General features: G+C 65.1%; 18 protein-coding genes. 9 read left to right on the forward strand and 9 right to left on the reverse strand.

Annotation, left to right across the window (positions count from 1 at the left end):
* Positions 1–3 precede the first annotated feature (3 nt).
* From H9529_RS02175 to H9529_RS20585, 4 genes are read right to left on the reverse strand one after another with little or no spacing between them, the layout of a single operon-like run.
* A complete protein-coding gene (locus H9529_RS02175) occupies positions 4–774 on the reverse strand; it encodes an HpcH/HpaI aldolase family protein (protein WP_092886081.1) in 771 nt (256 codons plus the stop codon).
* Between the two features lie 22 nt (positions 775–796).
* Positions 797–1,852: a Gfo/Idh/MocA family protein gene (locus H9529_RS02180; protein ID WP_092886083.1), complete on the reverse strand. Its 1,056-nt coding sequence runs from the start codon at positions 1,850–1,852 to the stop codon at positions 797–799.
* A complete protein-coding gene (gene aroQ / locus H9529_RS02185; protein ID WP_092886085.1) occupies positions 1,849–2,283 on the reverse strand; it encodes a type II 3-dehydroquinate dehydratase in 435 nt (144 codons plus the stop codon). The genes H9529_RS02180 and aroQ overlap by 4 nt, the downstream gene beginning before the upstream one ends.
* Positions 2,284–2,289: 6 nt before the next feature.
* The gene (locus H9529_RS20585; protein WP_176846890.1) at positions 2,290–2,442 is read right to left on the reverse strand and encodes a hypothetical protein; all 153 of its coding nucleotides are present in this window, start codon (positions 2,440–2,442) and stop codon (positions 2,290–2,292) included.
* A gap of 69 nt (positions 2,443–2,511) precedes the next feature.
* On the opposite strand from H9529_RS20585, the gene dctP reads away from it, so the two are divergent.
* The 4 genes from dctP (at position 2,512) to H9529_RS02205 (ending at position 6,221) form a co-directional block, all read left to right on the forward strand.
* Positions 2,512–3,513 carry a TRAP transporter substrate-binding protein DctP gene (gene dctP, locus H9529_RS02190; RefSeq protein WP_092886087.1) on the forward strand — a complete coding sequence of 334 codons (1,002 nt, stop codon included), beginning with the start codon at positions 2,512–2,514 and terminating at the stop codon, positions 3,511–3,513.
* 70 nt (positions 3,514–3,583) lie between these two features.
* On the forward strand, positions 3,584–4,078 hold the full coding sequence (locus H9529_RS02195) for a TRAP transporter small permease (protein ID WP_092886314.1): 495 nt from the start codon (positions 3,584–3,586) through the stop codon (positions 4,076–4,078).
* Between the two features lies 1 nt (position 4,079).
* On the forward strand, positions 4,080–5,375 hold the full coding sequence (locus tag H9529_RS02200) for a TRAP transporter large permease (RefSeq protein WP_092886089.1): 1,296 nt from the start codon (positions 4,080–4,082) through the stop codon (positions 5,373–5,375).
* Positions 5,376–5,378: 3 nt separating this feature from the next.
* Positions 5,379–6,221 (forward strand): shikimate dehydrogenase family protein, encoded by an 843-nt coding sequence (locus H9529_RS02205; protein WP_092886091.1) that lies wholly within the window; start codon positions 5,379–5,381, stop codon positions 6,219–6,221.
* Positions 6,222–6,267: 46 nt separating this feature from the next.
* Here H9529_RS02205 and H9529_RS02210 read toward each other — a convergent pair whose 3' ends face one another.
* From H9529_RS02210 to H9529_RS02225, 4 genes are all read right to left on the reverse strand, one after another.
* The gene (locus tag H9529_RS02210; RefSeq protein ID WP_092886092.1) at positions 6,268–6,930 is read right to left on the reverse strand and encodes a GntR family transcriptional regulator; all 663 of its coding nucleotides are present in this window, start codon (positions 6,928–6,930) and stop codon (positions 6,268–6,270) included.
* A 156-nt stretch (positions 6,931–7,086) separates the two neighbouring features.
* A complete protein-coding gene (locus H9529_RS02215) occupies positions 7,087–7,485 on the reverse strand; it encodes a GtrA family protein (RefSeq protein WP_092886094.1) in 399 nt (132 codons plus the stop codon).
* A 14-nt stretch (positions 7,486–7,499) separates the two neighbouring features.
* Complete coding sequence (locus tag H9529_RS02220) at positions 7,500–8,516, reverse strand: UbiA family prenyltransferase (RefSeq protein ID WP_092886096.1); 1,017 nt, start codon at positions 8,514–8,516, stop codon at positions 7,500–7,502.
* 66 nt (positions 8,517–8,582) lie between these two features.
* Complete coding sequence (locus H9529_RS02225) at positions 8,583–11,462, reverse strand: acyltransferase family protein (RefSeq protein ID WP_223814268.1); 2,880 nt, start codon at positions 11,460–11,462, stop codon at positions 8,583–8,585.
* Positions 11,463–11,674: 212 nt separating this feature from the next.
* Between H9529_RS02225 and H9529_RS02230 the strand changes: the two genes are divergently transcribed.
* The gene (locus tag H9529_RS02230; RefSeq protein ID WP_092886098.1) at positions 11,675–12,856 is read left to right on the forward strand and encodes a haloacid dehalogenase-like hydrolase; all 1,182 of its coding nucleotides are present in this window, start codon (positions 11,675–11,677) and stop codon (positions 12,854–12,856) included.
* Positions 12,857–13,144: 288 nt separating this feature from the next.
* On the opposite strand, the gene H9529_RS02235 is transcribed toward H9529_RS02230, so the two are convergent.
* Positions 13,145–13,573: an FKBP-type peptidyl-prolyl cis-trans isomerase gene (locus tag H9529_RS02235; protein WP_092886100.1), complete on the reverse strand. Its 429-nt coding sequence runs from the start codon at positions 13,571–13,573 to the stop codon at positions 13,145–13,147.
* Positions 13,574–13,806: 233 nt separating this feature from the next.
* On the opposite strand from H9529_RS02235, the gene H9529_RS02240 reads away from it, so the two are divergent.
* The 4 genes from H9529_RS02240 to H9529_RS02255 all read left to right on the forward strand — a co-directional run bounded on the left by H9529_RS02240 (position 13,807) and on the right by H9529_RS02255 (position 17,990).
* Entirely contained in the window at positions 13,807–14,628 is an 822-nt protein-coding gene (locus H9529_RS02240) for an alpha/beta fold hydrolase (protein WP_092886102.1), read from the forward strand.
* A gap of 217 nt (positions 14,629–14,845) precedes the next feature.
* A complete protein-coding gene (locus H9529_RS02245; RefSeq protein WP_223814269.1) occupies positions 14,846–15,841 on the forward strand; it encodes a threonine ammonia-lyase in 996 nt (331 codons plus the stop codon).
* Positions 15,842–16,184: 343 nt separating this feature from the next.
* Positions 16,185–16,973, forward strand: coding sequence for a 3-oxoadipate enol-lactonase (pcaD, locus tag H9529_RS02250; protein ID WP_092886104.1), 789 nt, complete (start codon positions 16,185–16,187; stop codon positions 16,971–16,973).
* 297 nt (positions 16,974–17,270) lie between these two features.
* Complete coding sequence (locus H9529_RS02255) at positions 17,271–17,990, forward strand: alpha/beta fold hydrolase (protein ID WP_092886106.1); 720 nt, start codon at positions 17,271–17,273, stop codon at positions 17,988–17,990.
* Positions 17,991–18,041: the final 51 nt, after the last annotated feature.

Raw genomic sequence — 18,041 nt, forward strand, 5'->3', positions numbered from 1 at the left:
GCCTTATGCCCCGGCCTTCCATTTTTGCGCCAGCGCACGGGCGCCGCGCAGCAAGATTGCCTGATCCACATCGACGGCGGTGAACACGCTGCCCGCCGCCGCCGCACGTTCCAGAAGGTCTGGGTTCAACGACAGAAGGCCCGCTGGCAGGCCCGCGGCGGTGATCCGGCGGATACCGTCCAGCACCGCGTCTTGCACATCCGGGTGGTCGGGGTTGCCCGGATACCCCATCGAGGCTGCCAGATCAGCGGGGCCAATGAAGATGCCGTCAACGCCGGGCACTGCCGCGATCTCTTCGATATTGGTCAGCGCTTGCGCGGTTTCCACCTGCACCAGCAGGCAGATTTCCGCGTCGGCGCGGCTGGTATAGTCCGGGATCAGGCCAAAGCGGCTGGCGCGCGTGATGCCAGCGACGCCGCGCGTGCCATTCGGCGGGTAGCGCACGGCAGAGACAGCCTGTGCGGCCTCTGCCGCTGTCTGGACATACGGGATCAGAAAGGTCTGCGCGCCCGCATCCAGCAGGCGCTTCAGCTCTACCGCGTCATTCCAGCCCGGGCGCACGGCGGCATGGGTCGGGTAGGGGGCCACGGCCTGCAACATGCTTTGCACGGTCGGCATGTCCACGGTGGAATGTTCGGTGTCGATCAGCAGCCAGTCAAAGCCGCAGCTTGCCAGCGATTCGGCATGTACCGAGCCGCCGATGGCGCACCAGATGCCGATTTGCGGGGTGCGCGCGCGCAGCGCGGCCTTGAAGGGGTTGAGGGGCAGGTCCATGTCGCGTCCTTGATGTTAAGGTCTATACGGGTTGAATCTCGATGCGGGTGCCGGTGGCGGCGGCGGTCTTCACCGCCTCGATGACCATGAGGGTTTTCAGCCCCTCCAACCCCGGCACCAGCGGCGGCTCCTCGCCCAGAATCACGCGGGCGAATTGCACGATCTGGCGCACCAGCGGGTCACCATGGTCGCGCGGCGGGGTGGTGGCGCGGATCGGCGACCACCAGTCAGGCGCGCCTTCATGTGACCACAGCCGCAGCGACGGCAATTCCAGCGCGCCCTTGGTGCCGCCGATGGTATAGCAGGACTGGCCCGCGTAGGGGTAGGCGGGGTTCTCGGCCGCGCTGAGCTCCCAACTCCAGGGCGCGGGGATGCAATCGGCGACATTCATCGTGGCCAGCACACCGCTTTCGAATTCCAGCAGCACCACCGCCGCATCCTCAACCGCATTGCCGCGGACCGCACTGGTCTGTGCGGCTTGCACCGCGCGCACATCGCCCAGGAAATGCCGCATCAGATCGACATCATGGCTGAGGTTCATGTAGACCGGCCCGGCGCCGGGCTGGCGCCGCCAATCGGTCTCATAGTAACTGTCGGGCTTGGCCAGCCAGAACATGCCCTGCGCCGATACCGGCTGCCCGATCACGCCCTGGGCCAGCATTTCCTTGGCCTTGGCGATCAGCGGGTTGTGGCGGCGGTGATGCCCGGTCAACACCGGAACGCCTGCATCGAGCCCCGCGCTGACGATGGCGCGTGCGTCGTCCAGATTGGTGGCGATGGGCTTTTCCACCAGCACCGGCAGGCGCTGCGCAATACACCAAAGCGCGCCGACCCGGTGCGCGGTGTTGGGCGTTGCCAGCAGCACGCCGTCGGCCAGGCCGGGGCGCAGATCCTCCAGCGCGCGCAGATGCGGCACCCCGGCGGCCTGCGCGAAGGGCGCGGCGGCGTCGGAGGGGTCGATCACGGCGGCCAGCGTGGCCCCTTCGGCCACGGCAATCGCGGCGATATGGCGCTGGCCGATCAGCCCGGCCCCGGCGACGGCAATGCGGACCGGCGTTTTCTGGGTGGACGCGCTCATGCCAGCAACGTTCCCAGACGGCGCAGCGCCGCCTGGTAGCCTTCGGTCCCCAGGCCCGCGATCACGCCATCAGCGCGCAGCGACACATACGAATGGTGTCGGAAGCTCTCCCGTTTATGCACGTTGGAGATATGAACCTCGACCACCGGGCCGTCGAACGTGTTCAGCGCATCCAGGATCGCAACCGAAGTATGGGTATAGGCCCCGGGGTTGATGATGATCCCCGCAGCGTTTTCACGCGCGGTGTGAATCATGTCCACGATGCCGCCCTCATGGTTCGACTGGAACAGCTCTACCGTCAGGCCCAGCGTTTCGCCAAGTGCTGCGCAGGCGGTGCGGATGTCGTCCAGCGTCTCATGCCCGTAGATTTCGGGCTGGCGACGGCCAAGCAGGTTCAGGTTCGGTCCGTTCAGGATGTAGACAGTCTTCATGGTGCCTCACAGGATTGGTGCAACAGCAAGCGCCCGGATCTGGGCGGGACAGGGGTAAGGGGATACGGCAGATAGTCGATTATTCATCGCGTACCAGTTGACGTTGTAAAAAGCAACGGAAATCACATCTTGTAAGATAATGCTGGACAGGGCGCCCATGGTCTGTAACCTTTAGCCATGCCCCGGAGGAGGGGCGATTCGATCTGACACGATGGGGGGAGAGTTTCCATGTCATATTCATTCACGCGCAGGGTTCTGTTGCAGGCGGGCGCTGCGGCGACGGCGCTTTGTGCTTTGGGCGCGGCAGCAACCGCACAAGATCGCATTCAGTTGCGTATGTCCACTGTCGCCACCGAAAGCGACCAGCGGACTGTCGCGCTGGAAGAAGCCTTCGGCCCCGGCGTTGCGGAATTCGCAAGCTATGAGCCGCACTACAACGGCACGCTGTTCAGGCAGGCCACGGAATTGGACGCGATTGCACGCGGCAACCTGGAAATGGCCATCACCTCGGCGCAGGAGCTCGCGGAATTCTTCCCCGAATTCTCGGTGTTCACCGCAGGCTACCTGCACCGCGACGCGGCACATCAGGTGGCGGTGTTCAACGACCCGCTGATGGACCCGTTCAAGCAAAAGGTTGAGGATGAGCTGGGCGTCAAGCTGCTGACGGTGATGTACCTCGGCCGCCGCCACGTCAACCTGCGCACCGAAGAAGAGGTGCAGACCCCGGAAGATCTGGCAGGCATCACCCTGCGGATGCCGGGCACCGAGGCATGGCTGTTCCTGGGCAGCGCGCTGGGGGCAAACCCCGTGCCGATGGCCTTTGGCGAGGTCTATACCGGCCTGCAAACCGGCGCGATCGACGGTCAGGACAACCCGCTGCCCACCGTGCGCGACTCGCGCTTCTACGAGGTGACGAAGCAAATCGTCCTGACCTCGCATCTGGTGGACCTTAACTATCTGGCGATCTCCAAAGCCACATGGGACGCGATGACACCGGAACAGCAAGAGGCCACGCAGGCCGCGGCCGATGCCGCAGCTGAAGTGGCGCGCAACCGGCAACTGGCGCTGGAGGATGAGCTTGCTGATTTCTTCCGTGCCGAAGGGCTGAGCGTCTATGAACCCGATGTAGAGGCATTCCGCACCCACGTGCAGGCGGCCTATCTGGCATCGGAATTCGCCAATGACTGGCCCGAAGGCATCGTGGATGCCGTGAACGCAGCCGGAAACTGAGGGGGCTGGGCGCGTGTTGCATCGTCTCGCACTCTGGGCACGCGCCGGTTCCGACTTTGTGGCGGCAAGCATGCTTGCCGCCATTTTCGCCACGTTTCTGGTGCAGGTCGCTGCGCGCTACGTCTTTAACTATCCGCTTGGTTGGACCGTTGAGGTCTGTTTGACGCTGTGGCTGTGGTTGGTGCTGTTTGGCTCCAGCGCGTGCCTGTCGGACCGCGACCACGTGAAATTCGACGTGCTGTACCTGTCGGTGGGCACGCGAACGCGGCGCATCATGGCGGGACTGTCGGCGCTGGCGGTGATGATCGGCATTGCCTCGCAACTGCCTGCCGCGTGGGATTATGTCGATTTCTACAAGATCCGCCGCAGCGCCACGCTGCGCATTCCGCTGAACCAGATCTATTCGATCTATCTGCTGTTCTGCGGCATCTTGATCGTGCGGTATGGCTGGGGACTGGTGCAGGTGCTGCGCAACCGACATGACGACCCGGCCGTCGACCCCTTCGCTGTCACGCCACCAACGGTTGCCAAGCCTAACATTTCCGAAAACCGGTCAGAGGACTGAGATGAGCATTGCCTTCCTTGCCTGCCTTGCGGCGGTCTTCGTGCTGGCGGCCATCGGCACGCCCATCGGCTATGCGATGCTGCTGGGCGGCGTTGTATATCTGGCGGCGGTGGGGTCGGATCTGAGCCTTGCCGCTGAACAACTGATCCAGTCGGTATATGACGGTTACATCTTGCTGGCGGTGCCGCTGTTTATCGTGGCGGCAAACATCATGAACGCCGGCGCGATCAGTGAAAAATTGCTGAACTTCTGCGTGGCCATCGTGGGCCGCTTCCGCGCCGGGCTGGGTCATGTGAATATTGTATCCTCATTGATCTTCGCAGGCATGTCGGGGTCGGCGGTCGCCGATGCGGCGGGGATCGGCAAGATCATCATCGGTATGATGACGAAGGATGGCCGCTATCCGCGCGGATACGCGGCGGCGCTGACGGCGGCTTCGGCCACCATCGGGCCGATCATCCCGCCCTCTATCCCCATGGTGATGTACGCCCTGATCTCTGGCCAATCCATCGGCTACCTCTTTCTGGCCGGGATCGTGCCGGGGTTCTTGATGGCGCTGATGCTGATGATCATGAACCACATCCGCGCCACGAAAATCGGCGTGGTCGAGGATACGCCCGTGCCACTGCGCGAGTTGCCGCGCCTGACCGGCGTGGCCTTTCCGGCGCTTTTGATGCCGGTGATCTTGCTGGGCGGCATTTACGGCGGCGCGACCACGCCCACCGAGGCGGCGGCGATCGCGGCCTTCTATGCGCTGCTGCTGACCGCATTCTTCTACCGCTCGCTGTCGGTGAGGGAATTCTACCGCCAGTTGGTGGTCAGCGCGCGGCAGGCGGCGGCGGTGGGCATCGTGATCGGCTGCGCGCTGATCTTCAACTACATCGTCGCGTCCGAGCGGATTCCCAACCAGTTGCAGGCGCTTTTGGCTGGGATGGACATGAGCCCCCTGTGGTTCTTGCTGGCCATCACGTTGCTGGTGTTGCTGCTGGGCTGCCTGCTGGATGCAACCACGATCATCCTTGTGGTGCTGCCGTTGTTCATTCCCACCTGTGCGGCGCTGGGGATCGACCTGATCCACTTCGGCGTGGTCGCGGTGGTGGCCAGCATGATCGGGCTGATCACACCGCCCTATGGGATGTTGTTATTCGTCATCAATGCAGTGACGGGCATCCGGCTGCGCGACATCATAATCAACGTTGTGCCCTTCTTGTTCGCGCTTCTGGTGGCTTTGCTGATCCTGATCCTGGTGCCCGACATCTCGCTTTGGTTGCCACGTCAGTTCGGATATCCGGGGTAGGACATGAAAAACTGGCGACTGGGCCTTATCGGCGGCAACATCACCGCCAGCCGCTCCCCGCTCCTGCACACGGTCTGCGGGCTGGCGGCGGGGGGCAATGCCACTTATGATCTGATGGTGCCCGCCGAATGGGGGCTGAGTTTTGATGAAATGCTCGCGCATTGCAAGGGTGCTGGCTTCGACGGTGTGAATGTCACCTATCCGTTCAAGGAAGCCGCCGCCGCAACAGTGCCGCCCGGTGACCCGCTGGTGGCGGCTATGGGATCGGCCAATACAGTGTGCTTCACGCAGCAAGGGCCGCGCGCGTTCAACACCGATTACACGGGCTTCATGGCGGCGTTCAGCGCACGTTTTCCGGGCCGTGCGCCGGGCCGGGTGCTGGTGCTGGGCACTGGCGGGGTGGGGCGTGCCGTGGTCTTCGGACTGGCGCAACTGGGCGCGCGCGCGCTGGTGTTGCATGACACCGATCCTGCGCGGATCGCATCACTGAGCCGGGCGGTCGGGGGGCAGTTCGACCTGCCTGTGCATGCCGCTGATGCCGATGCGCTGGCGGATCTTGACGGCTTTGACGGCGTGGTGAACTGCACGCCCTTGGGGATGGAAGGGCGGCCGGGGTCGCCGCTGCCGGATGGGCTGCGCGGCAATCCGAGCTGGGCATTCGATGCCGTCTACACGCCCGAGGATACGACCTTTCGCGCGCAGCTAGAGAACCTTGGTGCGGATTTCCTGTCAGGGTATGACCTGTATTTCCATCAGGGCGTCCAAGCCTTCGCGCATTTCTCAGGCACGGCCGCACTGGATGCCGAATGGGTGCGGTCGGTGATTTCGCACCGCGCCGATGGTTAATAGATTGGTTTAACAACTGCCGACAGTGCGTTGTTATTAAATAACTTCAGGATGTTTCCTGCGCCCGGTTTGCCCGCAGCGCATGCGTCACCCCGCCGTCGATATGGCGGATAAGCGTGGCGCGCGCGCCCTCGACATCCCGCGCAAGGGCAGCATCCAGCAGCGTGCGATGTTCATCGGCGGCCACCTGGCCGCGAAAGGTCAGATAGATCATCTGGTAGCGCAGGTATTTGTCGAAAACCGTCTCGTGCAACGCCAACAATTCCGCGGACTGGCACCCCATGATGAGAGTTTGGTGAAACTCAAAATCATAGCGTTTCCATTCGGTGCGGTCGCCGGTGGCATCTGCCAGCATCCGCGCCTCGACCCGCGACAGGCGGTAGTGCGCCGCGACCACGTTGCTTTCCCATTCCATCGTGCCGTTGCGGATGGATTGTTCCAGCGCGTTCAGTTCGATCAGTTTGCGCAGCTCTGCAATCTCGATCAGGTTCCCGGCCGAGATGGAGGCGACCGAGAACCCGCGCGAATCCTGCAAGACAACCAGTCGTTCGGACACAAGGCGGTTGAGGACCTCGCGCAGGGTGGGGACTGACGCGCCGTAGCTGGCGCGCAGGTCGTCCAGCCGCAGCCGCATGTCTGGCGGCAGCTTGCCAAAGATGATGTCGGCGCGCAGCGCGGCATAGGTGGATTGAAACAGCGTCGCAGTCATGGCGGCCCCGAGATTGGTCGGGCGCGCACATCGCCCGATAAACGATTATACGAGCGAATTATGATGATGCGCCCGTAACGCAGGGTATCAGATGAAAACGCCATGGCGCCAGAAAAATTCTTGCGCCTTACAGGATGCAGTCTAAACGATTTTTGATTACCCGCCGCGCGTATCGCGGCCAGGGTCGTCGCGGCGAAATACCACCAGCGCGTTGACGGCATAGTTGAACACGAAGGCCCCGCCGATGCCGCAGGTCTTCGCCAGCCATGGCGCCAGCCCCAGCATTGTCGCCGCGCTGAGCGTCAGCCCGGTGTTCAGGCACAGCCCCAAGGTGGCAAAGGCGGCAAATCCCGCCAGCCGCCGCCATGTCGCCTTCGCGCCGAAGACATAGGCTGAGGACAGCGCGAAATTAACCAGCATCGCCAGCGCGAAGCTGAGGACTGCGGCGGGCAGCAGCGCCATGCCCGCGCTGGTCAGGACAACGAAGCCGCCCAGATCTACGCAGGCGGCCAGCCCACCCGCCACGATATAGCGTCCGAACTGGCGCGCCTGCATGTCATTTCCCCTGACTATTGCGCCCCTTGAGGCGTCAGAGCGATGAAATGCTGCTCGGCCAGCAGGTCCAGCACGGGGATGTCAACAAAGGTGGTGACACCGAACAACACCGCAATCAGGGCCGAGACCGCCATCAGCCGTGTCTCGCGGAACAGCTTTTCGGGGCGGCGCGCGGCAGAATCCGGGCGCAGTGCCATGGCGTAGTATTCGGCGAAGAGGAAAGTGATGAAGGGGAACAGCAACACATATTCGATGCGGTACTTCGCCACGAAGATCGCGAGGAAGTACGCACACAGCAGCGCGTAGGTCTGGTTGGCGACCGACAGCCGCGCCTCGGTGTAATAGGCAAATGACCGGCGGTAGAGCGCAAGCCGGGCCTGTCCCATTTCGGCGGTGATGTCGCGGAATTCGGCCAGCCGCTTGGCGTTCATCAAGAACGCGCCGCCAAACCAGAATGACAAGAGGACAGATGCCGGCGGCAGGGTCGTGGGGTCCACCATTGCCCAGCCCAGCATCATGCGCAGCGGGTTGTTCAGCGATTCGCTCAGCACATCGACATAGGGACGGTCCTTGCTGCGGACCGGCTGCACGTTGTAGATCACGCCCGCGCAGACAAAGGCTGCCGCGGTCACCATGAAAGTGGCATTGACCAGCGCCGCCAGCCCGACGCCGGTGACCACCAGCGCGGCATAGAAACTGTAGACGATCACGGGGTCCAGTTCGGTCTGGACCGCTGCGCGCTGCGATTTCTCGGGGTGGTGGGCGTCAAAGTCACGGTCCAGCCATTCGTTGATGACATAATTGGCCGATGCTACCGCCACCGCCGCCAGGAAGCCCAGCACCAGATTGGCCAACAGCGGCGTCTCGCCCACCCCGCGCAGCAAGATCGCCAATGCGATCCCAGGCAGAATGAACACATGCTTGGTCATATGGTCCAGCCGCGCGATGCGCAGGTAGTCGCGCCAGCCTGCCTTAAGGCGATGCGTGGGCTGGCCGAAACCGCGGGGCGGGTTTGTCTCGATGTTTGCCATGTTCTGCGTCCTGTGTTCAGACTTGCTCATGCTGTCCAAGGGGTTGGGGTTCAAAGGAATTCTGGGTCAATTGTCTTCGGGGTCGGCGTTTGGCATCTTTGGCGGGTGCACCAGCGCCACCAGCGCCAGCATTGCTACTGGCAGCAGCCAGATGACCCGTGCCTGAAACCTGTCGTAGGGGGATGCGAGCACGCCGCAGATTACCGCGTTCAGCACGATCCCGGCCAGCAGCACCGCCACGATCAGCAAGCCCTGGTGCAGGTGGGCGCGCCGCAACATCTCGACCTTGCGGGCCTGCGCGGCGCGGCTCTCGGTGCCGTGGGTCCGAACGATGCGCCCCTCGGCGGCTTGGTTCAGCCCGGCGATGGTGTTTGCAGCGGTGGACAACGCGCGGCCGACAGGCAGGGCATCGCGCCTGCGCTGTGCGTCCAGGTACAATTGCCGCGCCGCGCGTCCGCCAAAGATCAGCGCGGCCAGTACCACGATCCATGTGGTCAGCGTCAGCGCGCCCAGCAGGCCGGGATTGCCATGGATGACCGAGGCGCGGGTGGCCGCCTGCACCGATCCGGGGAAGGTTATGGCGCGTTCCTCAAAGATTGCGGGTGGCATCTGGACGCCGTTCGAGGCAAATCGCACCAGTTGTTCGGCGCTGGCCGCCATGGCGAAGCCAAGCGTGCGCAGCGGCGCATCGGCAAACACCGCCAGCGCGAAACGGGTCTGTTCTTCGGACAAGGCGATGGACATCGCCACCGGGTCGTTGGGGAAGGGGCCCGTCGGCAGGTTGTGGTCGGCGAACAGGAAGCCGATCCAGTGCATTGGCGCCTGGTCGGCATAGGCGCAGACGGCAAAGCCGGACTCGGGGCAGTGGCGACGCAAGTAGTGGGTGCCCACCTGGCTGTCGATCAGATGCGCGGTCAGATGCGGGCGGTGGATGATGGTTCTGTCGTCCGACCGCTCCAGCAGCCGCACTGACGCGGTGTCGAGCAGGGCCGCGCCGCCCACCGATGCCAGTACCGCCAGCGCGCCCAGCGTCGCGCCGGGCCGCCGCAGCGTGGTTGCCAGCAGTCCCGCGCCCAGTGCTGCGCCCAACAACAGGTGGCTGCCATGCGATATCATCGCAAACAAAGCCGTCGTACAGAGAATGGCGCGCTGCATCCGCGTCAGGCTGTGCCAGCACGCGACCAGCAGCGCCACAGCAAGGATCAAAAGCCCCGCCAGCAGATCGGGCATCGCCAGCCCGGCAAACAGGCCCAGCGGCGTCAGGAGGCCGATTGCGCCGACGCCCGCCAGCCAGCGCCCGGTCAGACGACGGCCCAGCCCCCGGGTCCAGATCAGCGCCAGCATCCAGGTGGTCAGCGCGCCATAAAGCGCAATCATCGGCCAGCCGCCGCCCACCGCCTGCATGGCCGAGGCGATGATGCGGAAATAGAGGGATCGGTTGCGATAGACGACCTCGGTCGCGCCATCTGCGGGTCCTGCGGGCATCGCCACATCGCCCGCCAATTGCGGTGCGCTTGCCGCAAGGTCTGCACCGGTTGCTGCGGTATCGGACCCGAAGGACAACAGCCCCTCAAGCGCTGTGCGGATCGCATCGGTGCTGGAGACGTAATAAACGGAATCGAAATAGATGAACGGCGCGCCGTTCATAAGGGCGGGCAAAGCAATCATCGCCATGCCGCCCAGAACCCAAGGCCACAGCGGCTTTGTCACCACCGGCACCTGATTGGCGTGCTCGGCCCCTGGCAGGCGACGCCCGGCCAGGTAGCGGCGCATCCGTTGCACCATGCGCAGCGATGGTTCATCGACCAGCAGGGTGAAAGCCTGCGATATTGCGAAGGTCATGGCGATGTAGACAGCGAAAAGCAGCCCCGGCGGCATCTCCAGGTTCAGCTGCGCCGATGCGACAAAAGTATAAAGCAGCGGCACATGCACGAGGTAGAGCGCGAAGGAAAGCCGCCCGAACCATTGCGGCAGCCGCGTCGACAAAAGGGTCGCAAAGGGCGCAAGCCGCAGGGCCGCCAGCATCAGAAATGTGGCCGCCAGAACCGCGGTCAGGCCCCAGGTGTTGCCGGGGTGAAACCGTGTCGGCACGCCCGCCAGTTCCATCCGGCCGATGAACCCTTCGGCCGGGGCGCCAAGCATGATCCCTGCGACCAGCGCCAGCAGGCCCACCCAGCCGGGCAGGCGCTGCAGCAGCCCGCGTTTTTGCGCCTCATAGAGCAGCGCGCCGGTGACGAAGCACAGATAGGCGTCGCGGATCAAAAACAGCCCCAGCGCCGCAAACCCGGCCAATGCCGCAAAGCGTAGCGCCGTGTGGTGGCGGCCTATCCAGTAGACGACGAACAATGCGACCGAACCCACAAGCTCGACCTGCATGGTCCACAAGACGTTGTTGATCGGCGAGGCACCTGCGATGAAGCTTCCCGCCACCCCGTCATATAGCCCCGCCCAGACCGAGGGCAGATCGCCCTGCACGCTGTAGCTTAGCCATGCCGAGGGCGCAGGCATCGCCGCCGCCAGATCGCGCGCAGCGGTGGGGATCAGCGTCAGCCAGAACAGCGCCAGAAGCACGCTGGCCGTGACCGGGATTGCCAGCCGGAAATACCGCGTGACGGTATTGGACAGCAGGTGGTCTGCCCGCCGCTCTGCCGCCGCAGCCATGACGAAACCCGAAAGCACGAAGAACACCAGAACCGCGAATTCGCCGTTCCAGAAGATCGCCAGCGGCGTATCGGCCAGCCAGTGGGGCGCTGCGCCATAGCGCGGCACCATTTGTGGGTGCAGCATGGCCATGTAGTGAAACACCACGACGATCACTGCCGCCACGCCGCGCAACCCGTCCAGCGCCAACAGCCGCGCGGCGTCTTGCGCGCGCGTCTGTGGGGGGAATGCAACGCTTGAGGAATGGATCATCTTGCGCCCCGGAATTTCGCTTTGTATCGACATGTCTCGGCAATCTACCAGAAAAGTGGCCAACTTGTGTCGATTTGAGGTTAAGCTGATGGTAATGCTGCATTCGTGCGGGCGCGGGGCTGGCGGTTGGCTGTTTTCCGTGCGCTGCTGCGGGTGATCGCCGCAGTTGACCAAACCTGATCTGAACCGACGCCTGCCCCCGACACAGAACGCCCACTTTCCAGATGCAATAGCCGGAGGCCCAGATGCGCCCGCCTGTCCCCCCGCCCACCGCTGTCGGCGGGCCCGTCCATCACGACGTTGCCGCTGACATTACAGACGCGGGCATTCCTGATACCGGCATCGCCCAGGCCCAAACCTCTGATGCTGACCTTTCGGATGATGGCGCAGCGGCAGATGCGGCTTCCGGCCCAGCCACGCTGGCTGTCGATCTCGATGGCACGCTGATCCGCAGTGATGTGTTGTTTGAAAGCTTCTGGCGCGCCTTTGCCCGCGAACCACGCGCACCGCTTCGGGCGGTCGCGGCCTTGATGCGCGGCGGGCGCCCCGGGCTGAAGCGGCGGCTGGCGGCATTGGGGCCGGTGGATGTGACGCGGCTTCCTTATAACCGGCCAGTGCTGGACCTGATTGCGGGCGCCCGGGCGTCGGGGCAGCACACTGCCCTTGTCACCGCCGCCGATCAGGGGCTGGCCGATGCGGTGGCGGGGCATCTGGGCCTCTTTGATGCAGTACATGGCAGCCAGCCCGGCCTTAACCTCAAAGGCTCGGCCAAGGCTGCGTTCCTGCGCGAAACCTACGGCGCGGGCGGCTATGTCTATGCGGGCGATTCCACGGCGGATCTGAAGGTCTGGCCCGGGGCGGCGGGGGCGGTAACGGTCACGCACAGGACCGATCTGCGCGCCCGCGTCGATGGCTTGGGTATTCCCGTGACGCATCTGTCCAGTGATGTGCCAAGGCTTGGTGCGCTGCGCACCTTGCCGGGGCTGTGGGAAATGGCGGCCGGCGCCTTGGTCCTGGTGGCGCTGCTGTGGGCCATGCCTGACCGTGCGCCTGACCGTGCGCCTTCCGTGGGTTCAGCCGCCGCGACGGTGGTGGCGGGGTTGATTGTCGCGGGATTCGCGCTGCTGCATCTTGGCGGGCTGATGACCATGGACTTGCTGCGCCGCGCCGATGAAGGTGGGGACAGCGCTGCGGAGCGGGCATTTGGCTTGCCGCGCGCGACGTTGGTGGCGATTGCGCTGGCGGTGGGGGGCGTGGCGTTGCTGGCCACCACGGGTGCAGGGCCGCTGGTTTGCGCGGCGCTTTTCGGGGTGACATTTTGCTTGTCTGCGGCCCGCAGGCGCCCCGCATGGGGCGGCGCAGTGTTCACCGCCGGGCGCCTGAGCCTGATGGTGTTGGCCGCGATCCTTGCGAAAGGGGGCTTTTGAGCGCCCTGCAACTGTAACGGAAGCCCTCGAAACGCCCGATGCGTTTGGTGTTCACTCTTTTGTCAAATGCTGGCCGGGCCGTCGTCAGCCCGGCCCAACGCCCCCGGTCTATCGCCCGGGTCGAACAAACGCAGCGCCGCAGCCGATAGGGCGCACGCGCGTGCGGTCCAAAAGCGGCAAGGCGCAGCTTGGTGCGTGGCGCGTCCATTTGAATTCACGCGCCACGCCTTTACGTGCTTAAATCGCACGTTGGGAAAGCGAAATCGCTTCCCGCTTTTTGCAAAACGCTCAGTTCACGCCGACGATTTCGACCGCGAAGGTCAGATCCTTGCCCGCCAGCGGGTGATTTGCGTCCAGCGTCACTGTCTCATCCGAGACGGCGGCGACGACCACGGGCATGGCTTTGCCATCAGGCATCTGCATTTGCAGCCCCAGACCAACTTCCAACGGGATCGATTCCGGGATCTGGTCGCGCGGCACATCTTGACGTCCATCGGGATTGTGCGGGCCATAGGCCAGATCGCTGGGGATATGCACGGTCTTTGCCTCACCCACGGTCATGCCGGGCAGCGCCTGGTCCAGCCCGGGGATGATCTGGCCGGAACCCAGTTGAAACTCCAGCGGGTCGCGCCCGTCGGAACTGTCGAAAACTGTGCCGTCTTCCAGCGTGCCGGTGTAGTGAATGCGGACGGTATCGCCCTCTTTGACTTGCGTCATATGGTGTCGCTTTCATGTTGGGAGGGGTGAATTTGCGAAGGCCACGCGAAAATGCGCGCGGGTTGCTTCATGTGCGGGCTTTAGCCTAGCGGACCGTGGCATAATGTAAACCCCCACGGCAAAGCGGGGCGGCGGGGGCATCTGGCCCCTTCCCCCTGACGCCGCCTTGTGCAAATCTGGCCCCGAACGGGCGCCCGTCGCCCTCGGCCGTTTCCCCCCTGGAGGGTTCGCTCATGCCCGATTTCACCGCAGCCGATGGCGCGCGGCTGCATTACACCGACGAAGGCCATGGCGTGCCGCTTCTGTGTCTCGCCGGGCTGACGCGCGACGGGCGCGACTTTGACTATCTGGCACCGCATCTGCCGCCGCTGCGGCTGATCCGCCCCGATTATCGCGGGCGTGGGCAGTCCGACTGGACCGGTGCCGCGACCTATACTGTCGCCCAGGAGGCAGCGGATGCGCTGGCGTTGCTGGATCATTTGCGCCTGAACTCCGCCGTGGTACTGGGCACGTCGCGCGGTGGGATCATCGGCATGTATCTGGCCGCCACCGCACCGGACCGTCTGCGCGGGCTGTGCCTGAACGATGTAGGCCCGGTGATCGAGGGGTCGGGGCTGGCCCGGATCGCCGACTACATCGGTGTGAATCCCGCCGCGCGCAGCCATGCCGCCGCCGCCGTGGCGCTGGAACACGCGATGAGCGATTTCGCCAATGTCCCCAAGGGCCGGTGGATGGCCGAGGCCCGCAAGCATTTCAACGCGACCGACAACGGGCTGGAACTGACCTATGACCCCGCCTTGCGTAACGCCTATCTGGCGGCGATGACGGGCGGCGTCACCGATATGTGGCCGTTGTTCGACGCCTGCAATGGCCTGCCGTTGGCGCTGATCCGGGGGGCGAATTCCAACCTTCTGTCGCGCGACACGGCCGAGGAGATGCAGCGCCGCCGTCCCGACATGATCTTTGAGGAGGTGCCAGACCGTGGCCATATCCCCTTCCTGGATGAACCCGCATCGCTGCGCGCCGTCCACCAGTTGCTGGGGCGGTGCCTTTAGGGGCGGTGCCCCGGGCGCTGGCCTCGGTATCGACAAGACACGTTGCAGCCAGCCGCATCAATGTAGGCACCCCGCGCATCTGCGCACCACGGGTGATGATGACCAACGCTGACAATCGCTGTGCCTGCACCGCCAATTTTCCCCGCGCGCAGGCGCAGCGACAAAGGGCATCCGGCCCGCAGCACGAACCCTGACACTTGAAAGAAAGCCAAACGACATGACCATCGCTGAGCATACCATGCCCGTCGCCCCCGATCTGGCCGCCATCATGGCCGCGCAGGCCCGGCTGACGGGCAAGGCGCGGGTGACGCCGCTTTTGTCTTCCCCCTTCCTTGACGACATCGCCGGGCGGCGTGTGCTGGTGAAGGCGGAATGCCTGCAACACACCGGCAGCTTCAAGTTTCGCGGCGCGTGGTCGGCGATCTCGGCGCTGCCGGACAGCCTGCGCGCGCGCGGTGTGCTGGCGTTTTCCAGCGGCAACCATGCGCAAGGTGTGGCGCTGGCCGCCCGGATGCATGGCGTCGCGGCGGTGATCTTGATGCCCGCCGATGCGCCGCAGGTGAAGATCGCCAACACCCGCGGGCTGGGGGCCGAGGTGGTGCTTTATGATCGCGCGACCGGCGACCGCGATGCGCTGGGGGCCGAACTGGCCGCGACACGGGGCCTGACGCTGATAAAACCCTTCGACAACCACGATGTGATCGCCGGGCAGGCCAGCGTCGGGCTGGAAATCGCCGTACAGGCCGCGGCCGAGGGCGTGAGTGCCGCCGATGTGCTGGTCTGCTGCGGTGGCGGTGGGCTGACCTCGGGCATCGCGCTGGCGCTGGAGGGGCATGCCCCCGGCCTGCGCGCCCGCCCGGCAGAGCCTGAGGGGTTCGACGATGTTGCCCGCTCGCTCGCCACGGGCAAGCGGCAGGCCAATACCCTGCGCACCGGGCTGTGCGACGCGATTGTGACGCCGACGCCGGGCGATCTGACATGGCCCGTGATCCAGCGCCTGTGCGGGCCGGGGCTGGTGGTCAGCGACACGCAGGCCCTGCGCGCCATGGCGTTGGCGTTCGAGCGGTTGCGCATCGTGCTGGAGCCTGGCGGCGCCGTGGCGCTGGCTGCGGCACTGTTCCACCCCGATGCCGTGACGGGCGACGCGGTGATCGCCGTCGCCTCGGGCGGGAATGTGGACCGCGCGGTGTTTGAGCGCGCGCTGGCGCTGTAGGTCAGGGCCGGGACGCGGTGGGCTGGGCATGACGCTGAGACGTCGGGGTGCCAAGGGCTTTCCGTGTCGGGGTTGGGGAAAGCGCCTATGCCATCCGTGCCCCGTCGCCTAGGCAATGCAGTGGGAAGACAGCGATGCGGGCGGGGGCAAAAGTCCCGGGCCAGCCCTTGATCAGCCGCACGCCCCTTCCACATGGGCGTTTCGCCCGCCGGGGGATCTGGCGCCGCAGCGTCTGTTTTTCGCATGGAACGGCACGGCATTCGGTGGTTTAAGCAATGGGAATACGGGCGGACAGCGCGGGACTGCGCACCCGCCCGCCCTTCATCCGGTAAAGGAGATACCCATGCATATGGCCGATCTGGGCGGCATCCGCCTGCATTACCGCATCGACGGCAACCCCGAGGGGCGGCCCGTCGTCTTCTCGAACTCGCTCGGCACTGATCTGCGGATGTGGGACAAGGTCATCGCGCGACTGCCGCAATCGCTGCGCCTGATCCGCTATGACCGGCGCGGGCACGGGCTGTCCGACGCGCCGCCCGCGCCCTATGCCATGGGCCAGTTGGTGCGGGATACTGAGCAGCTTCTGGACCATCTGGCGGTACGGGATTGCGTGTTCGTCGGCCTGTCCATCGGTGGCATGGTGGCACAAGGGCTGGCGGTGAAGCGGCTGGACATGGTGCGCGCGCTGGTCCTGTCGAACACTGCCGCCAAGATCGGCACGCCGCAGATGTGGCACGACCGCATCGCCAGTGTGGCGTCCGGCGGGGTCGAGGTATTGGCCGACGCGGTGATGGAGCGCTGGTTCTCGCGCCCCTTCCGCGCCACGCCCGAGGCTGCGGCCTGGCGCAATATGCTGACGCGCACGCCGGTCGATGGCTATGCAGGGTGTTCGGCGGCGATTGCGGGTACCGATTTCTACACCACCACCGCCAGCCTGACCCTGCCGACGCTGGGCATCGCGGGGACCGAAGACGGATCGACCCCGCCCGATCTGGTGCGCGAGACGCTTGGCCTGATAAAGGGGTCCGAGATGGCGGTGATGCACGGCGTGGGCCACATTCCGTGCGTGGAGGACCCCGATGCCTATGCCGCGCTGCTCAACGACTTTCTGACGCGGCTGGGGCATGTGTGACGGCGGGCCCGGTTGATTTGGCGCAATAGCAAGTCTTGCGTGGTCGTGGGTCGTGGGTCGTGGGTGGCGGGTAGTGATCCGGGCCGTGCCTGCACGGGGGGTGTATCTGACTCGCAATGCGCCCTGCGTGGATGAGCCACCGCAAAGGCCAGGGGCCGCGCGGCGGGAGACGATACGCCGAAAGGCAGGCGAGGCGCCGGCCGACATGGCCGCCCGGAGTTGCGGGGGCAGGGGCTGCAAAACCGGATGGCGCGCCGCGACGGCGCGTCCTCTCTGGCGGTAGAGGTAGGGGGAGATATGGCCGAATTTCTGCTGATCCATGGATCTTGCCATGGGGCATGGTGCTGGCGCGATGTGTTGCCGCACTTGCACGCGCTGGGGCACGGCGCGCGGGCGATTGACCTACCCGCGCATGGTGCCGACACGACGCCACTGGAAGACGTAACGCTGGACCTCTATGCCCGCGCGATTGTCGCGGCCATGGAAACCGCCCCCGCGCCAGTGGTGTTGGTGGGGCATTCCATGGCGGGCTATCCGATCTCTGCCGCCGCCGAACTGGCCCCCGCGTTGATCCAAAAGCTGGTCTATCTCTGCGCCTATGTGCCGGTCTCGGGCCATTCGCTGGTGCAGATGCGGCAGGCGGCGCCCGCGCAACCCCTGTTGGAGGCGATCCGCAAGACCCCCGACGGGCTGGCCTTCACCATTGATCCGGCGCAGGCCGAGGCAAAGTTCTACCATGATTGCCCGCCCGAGGCCGTGGCCTATGCCATCGCGCGCCTTGGCCCGCAGCCAATCTTGCCGCAGGCCACGCCGCTGCGTCTGGGCGCGGCATATGCCAGCGTGCCGCGCCACTACATCCGCTGCACCGATGACCGCACCATCCCCCCGGAGTATCAAGTGACCATGACGCGCGACTGGCCGCAGGAAGATGTGAGCGCGTTGGACACGTCGCATTCCCCGTTCTTCACAGCCCCACAGGCGCTGGCCGACCGGCTGATCGCCTGCGCCGCTGGCTGAGTGCGGGGTGCGGAACGCTTTGGCAATGAGCGCCCCGCAAGAACCGCTGAC

It is taken from the genome of Roseicitreum antarcticum, assembly GCF_014681765.1.
Taxonomy (GTDB): Bacteria; Pseudomonadota; Alphaproteobacteria; order Rhodobacterales; family Rhodobacteraceae; genus Roseicitreum; species Roseicitreum antarcticum.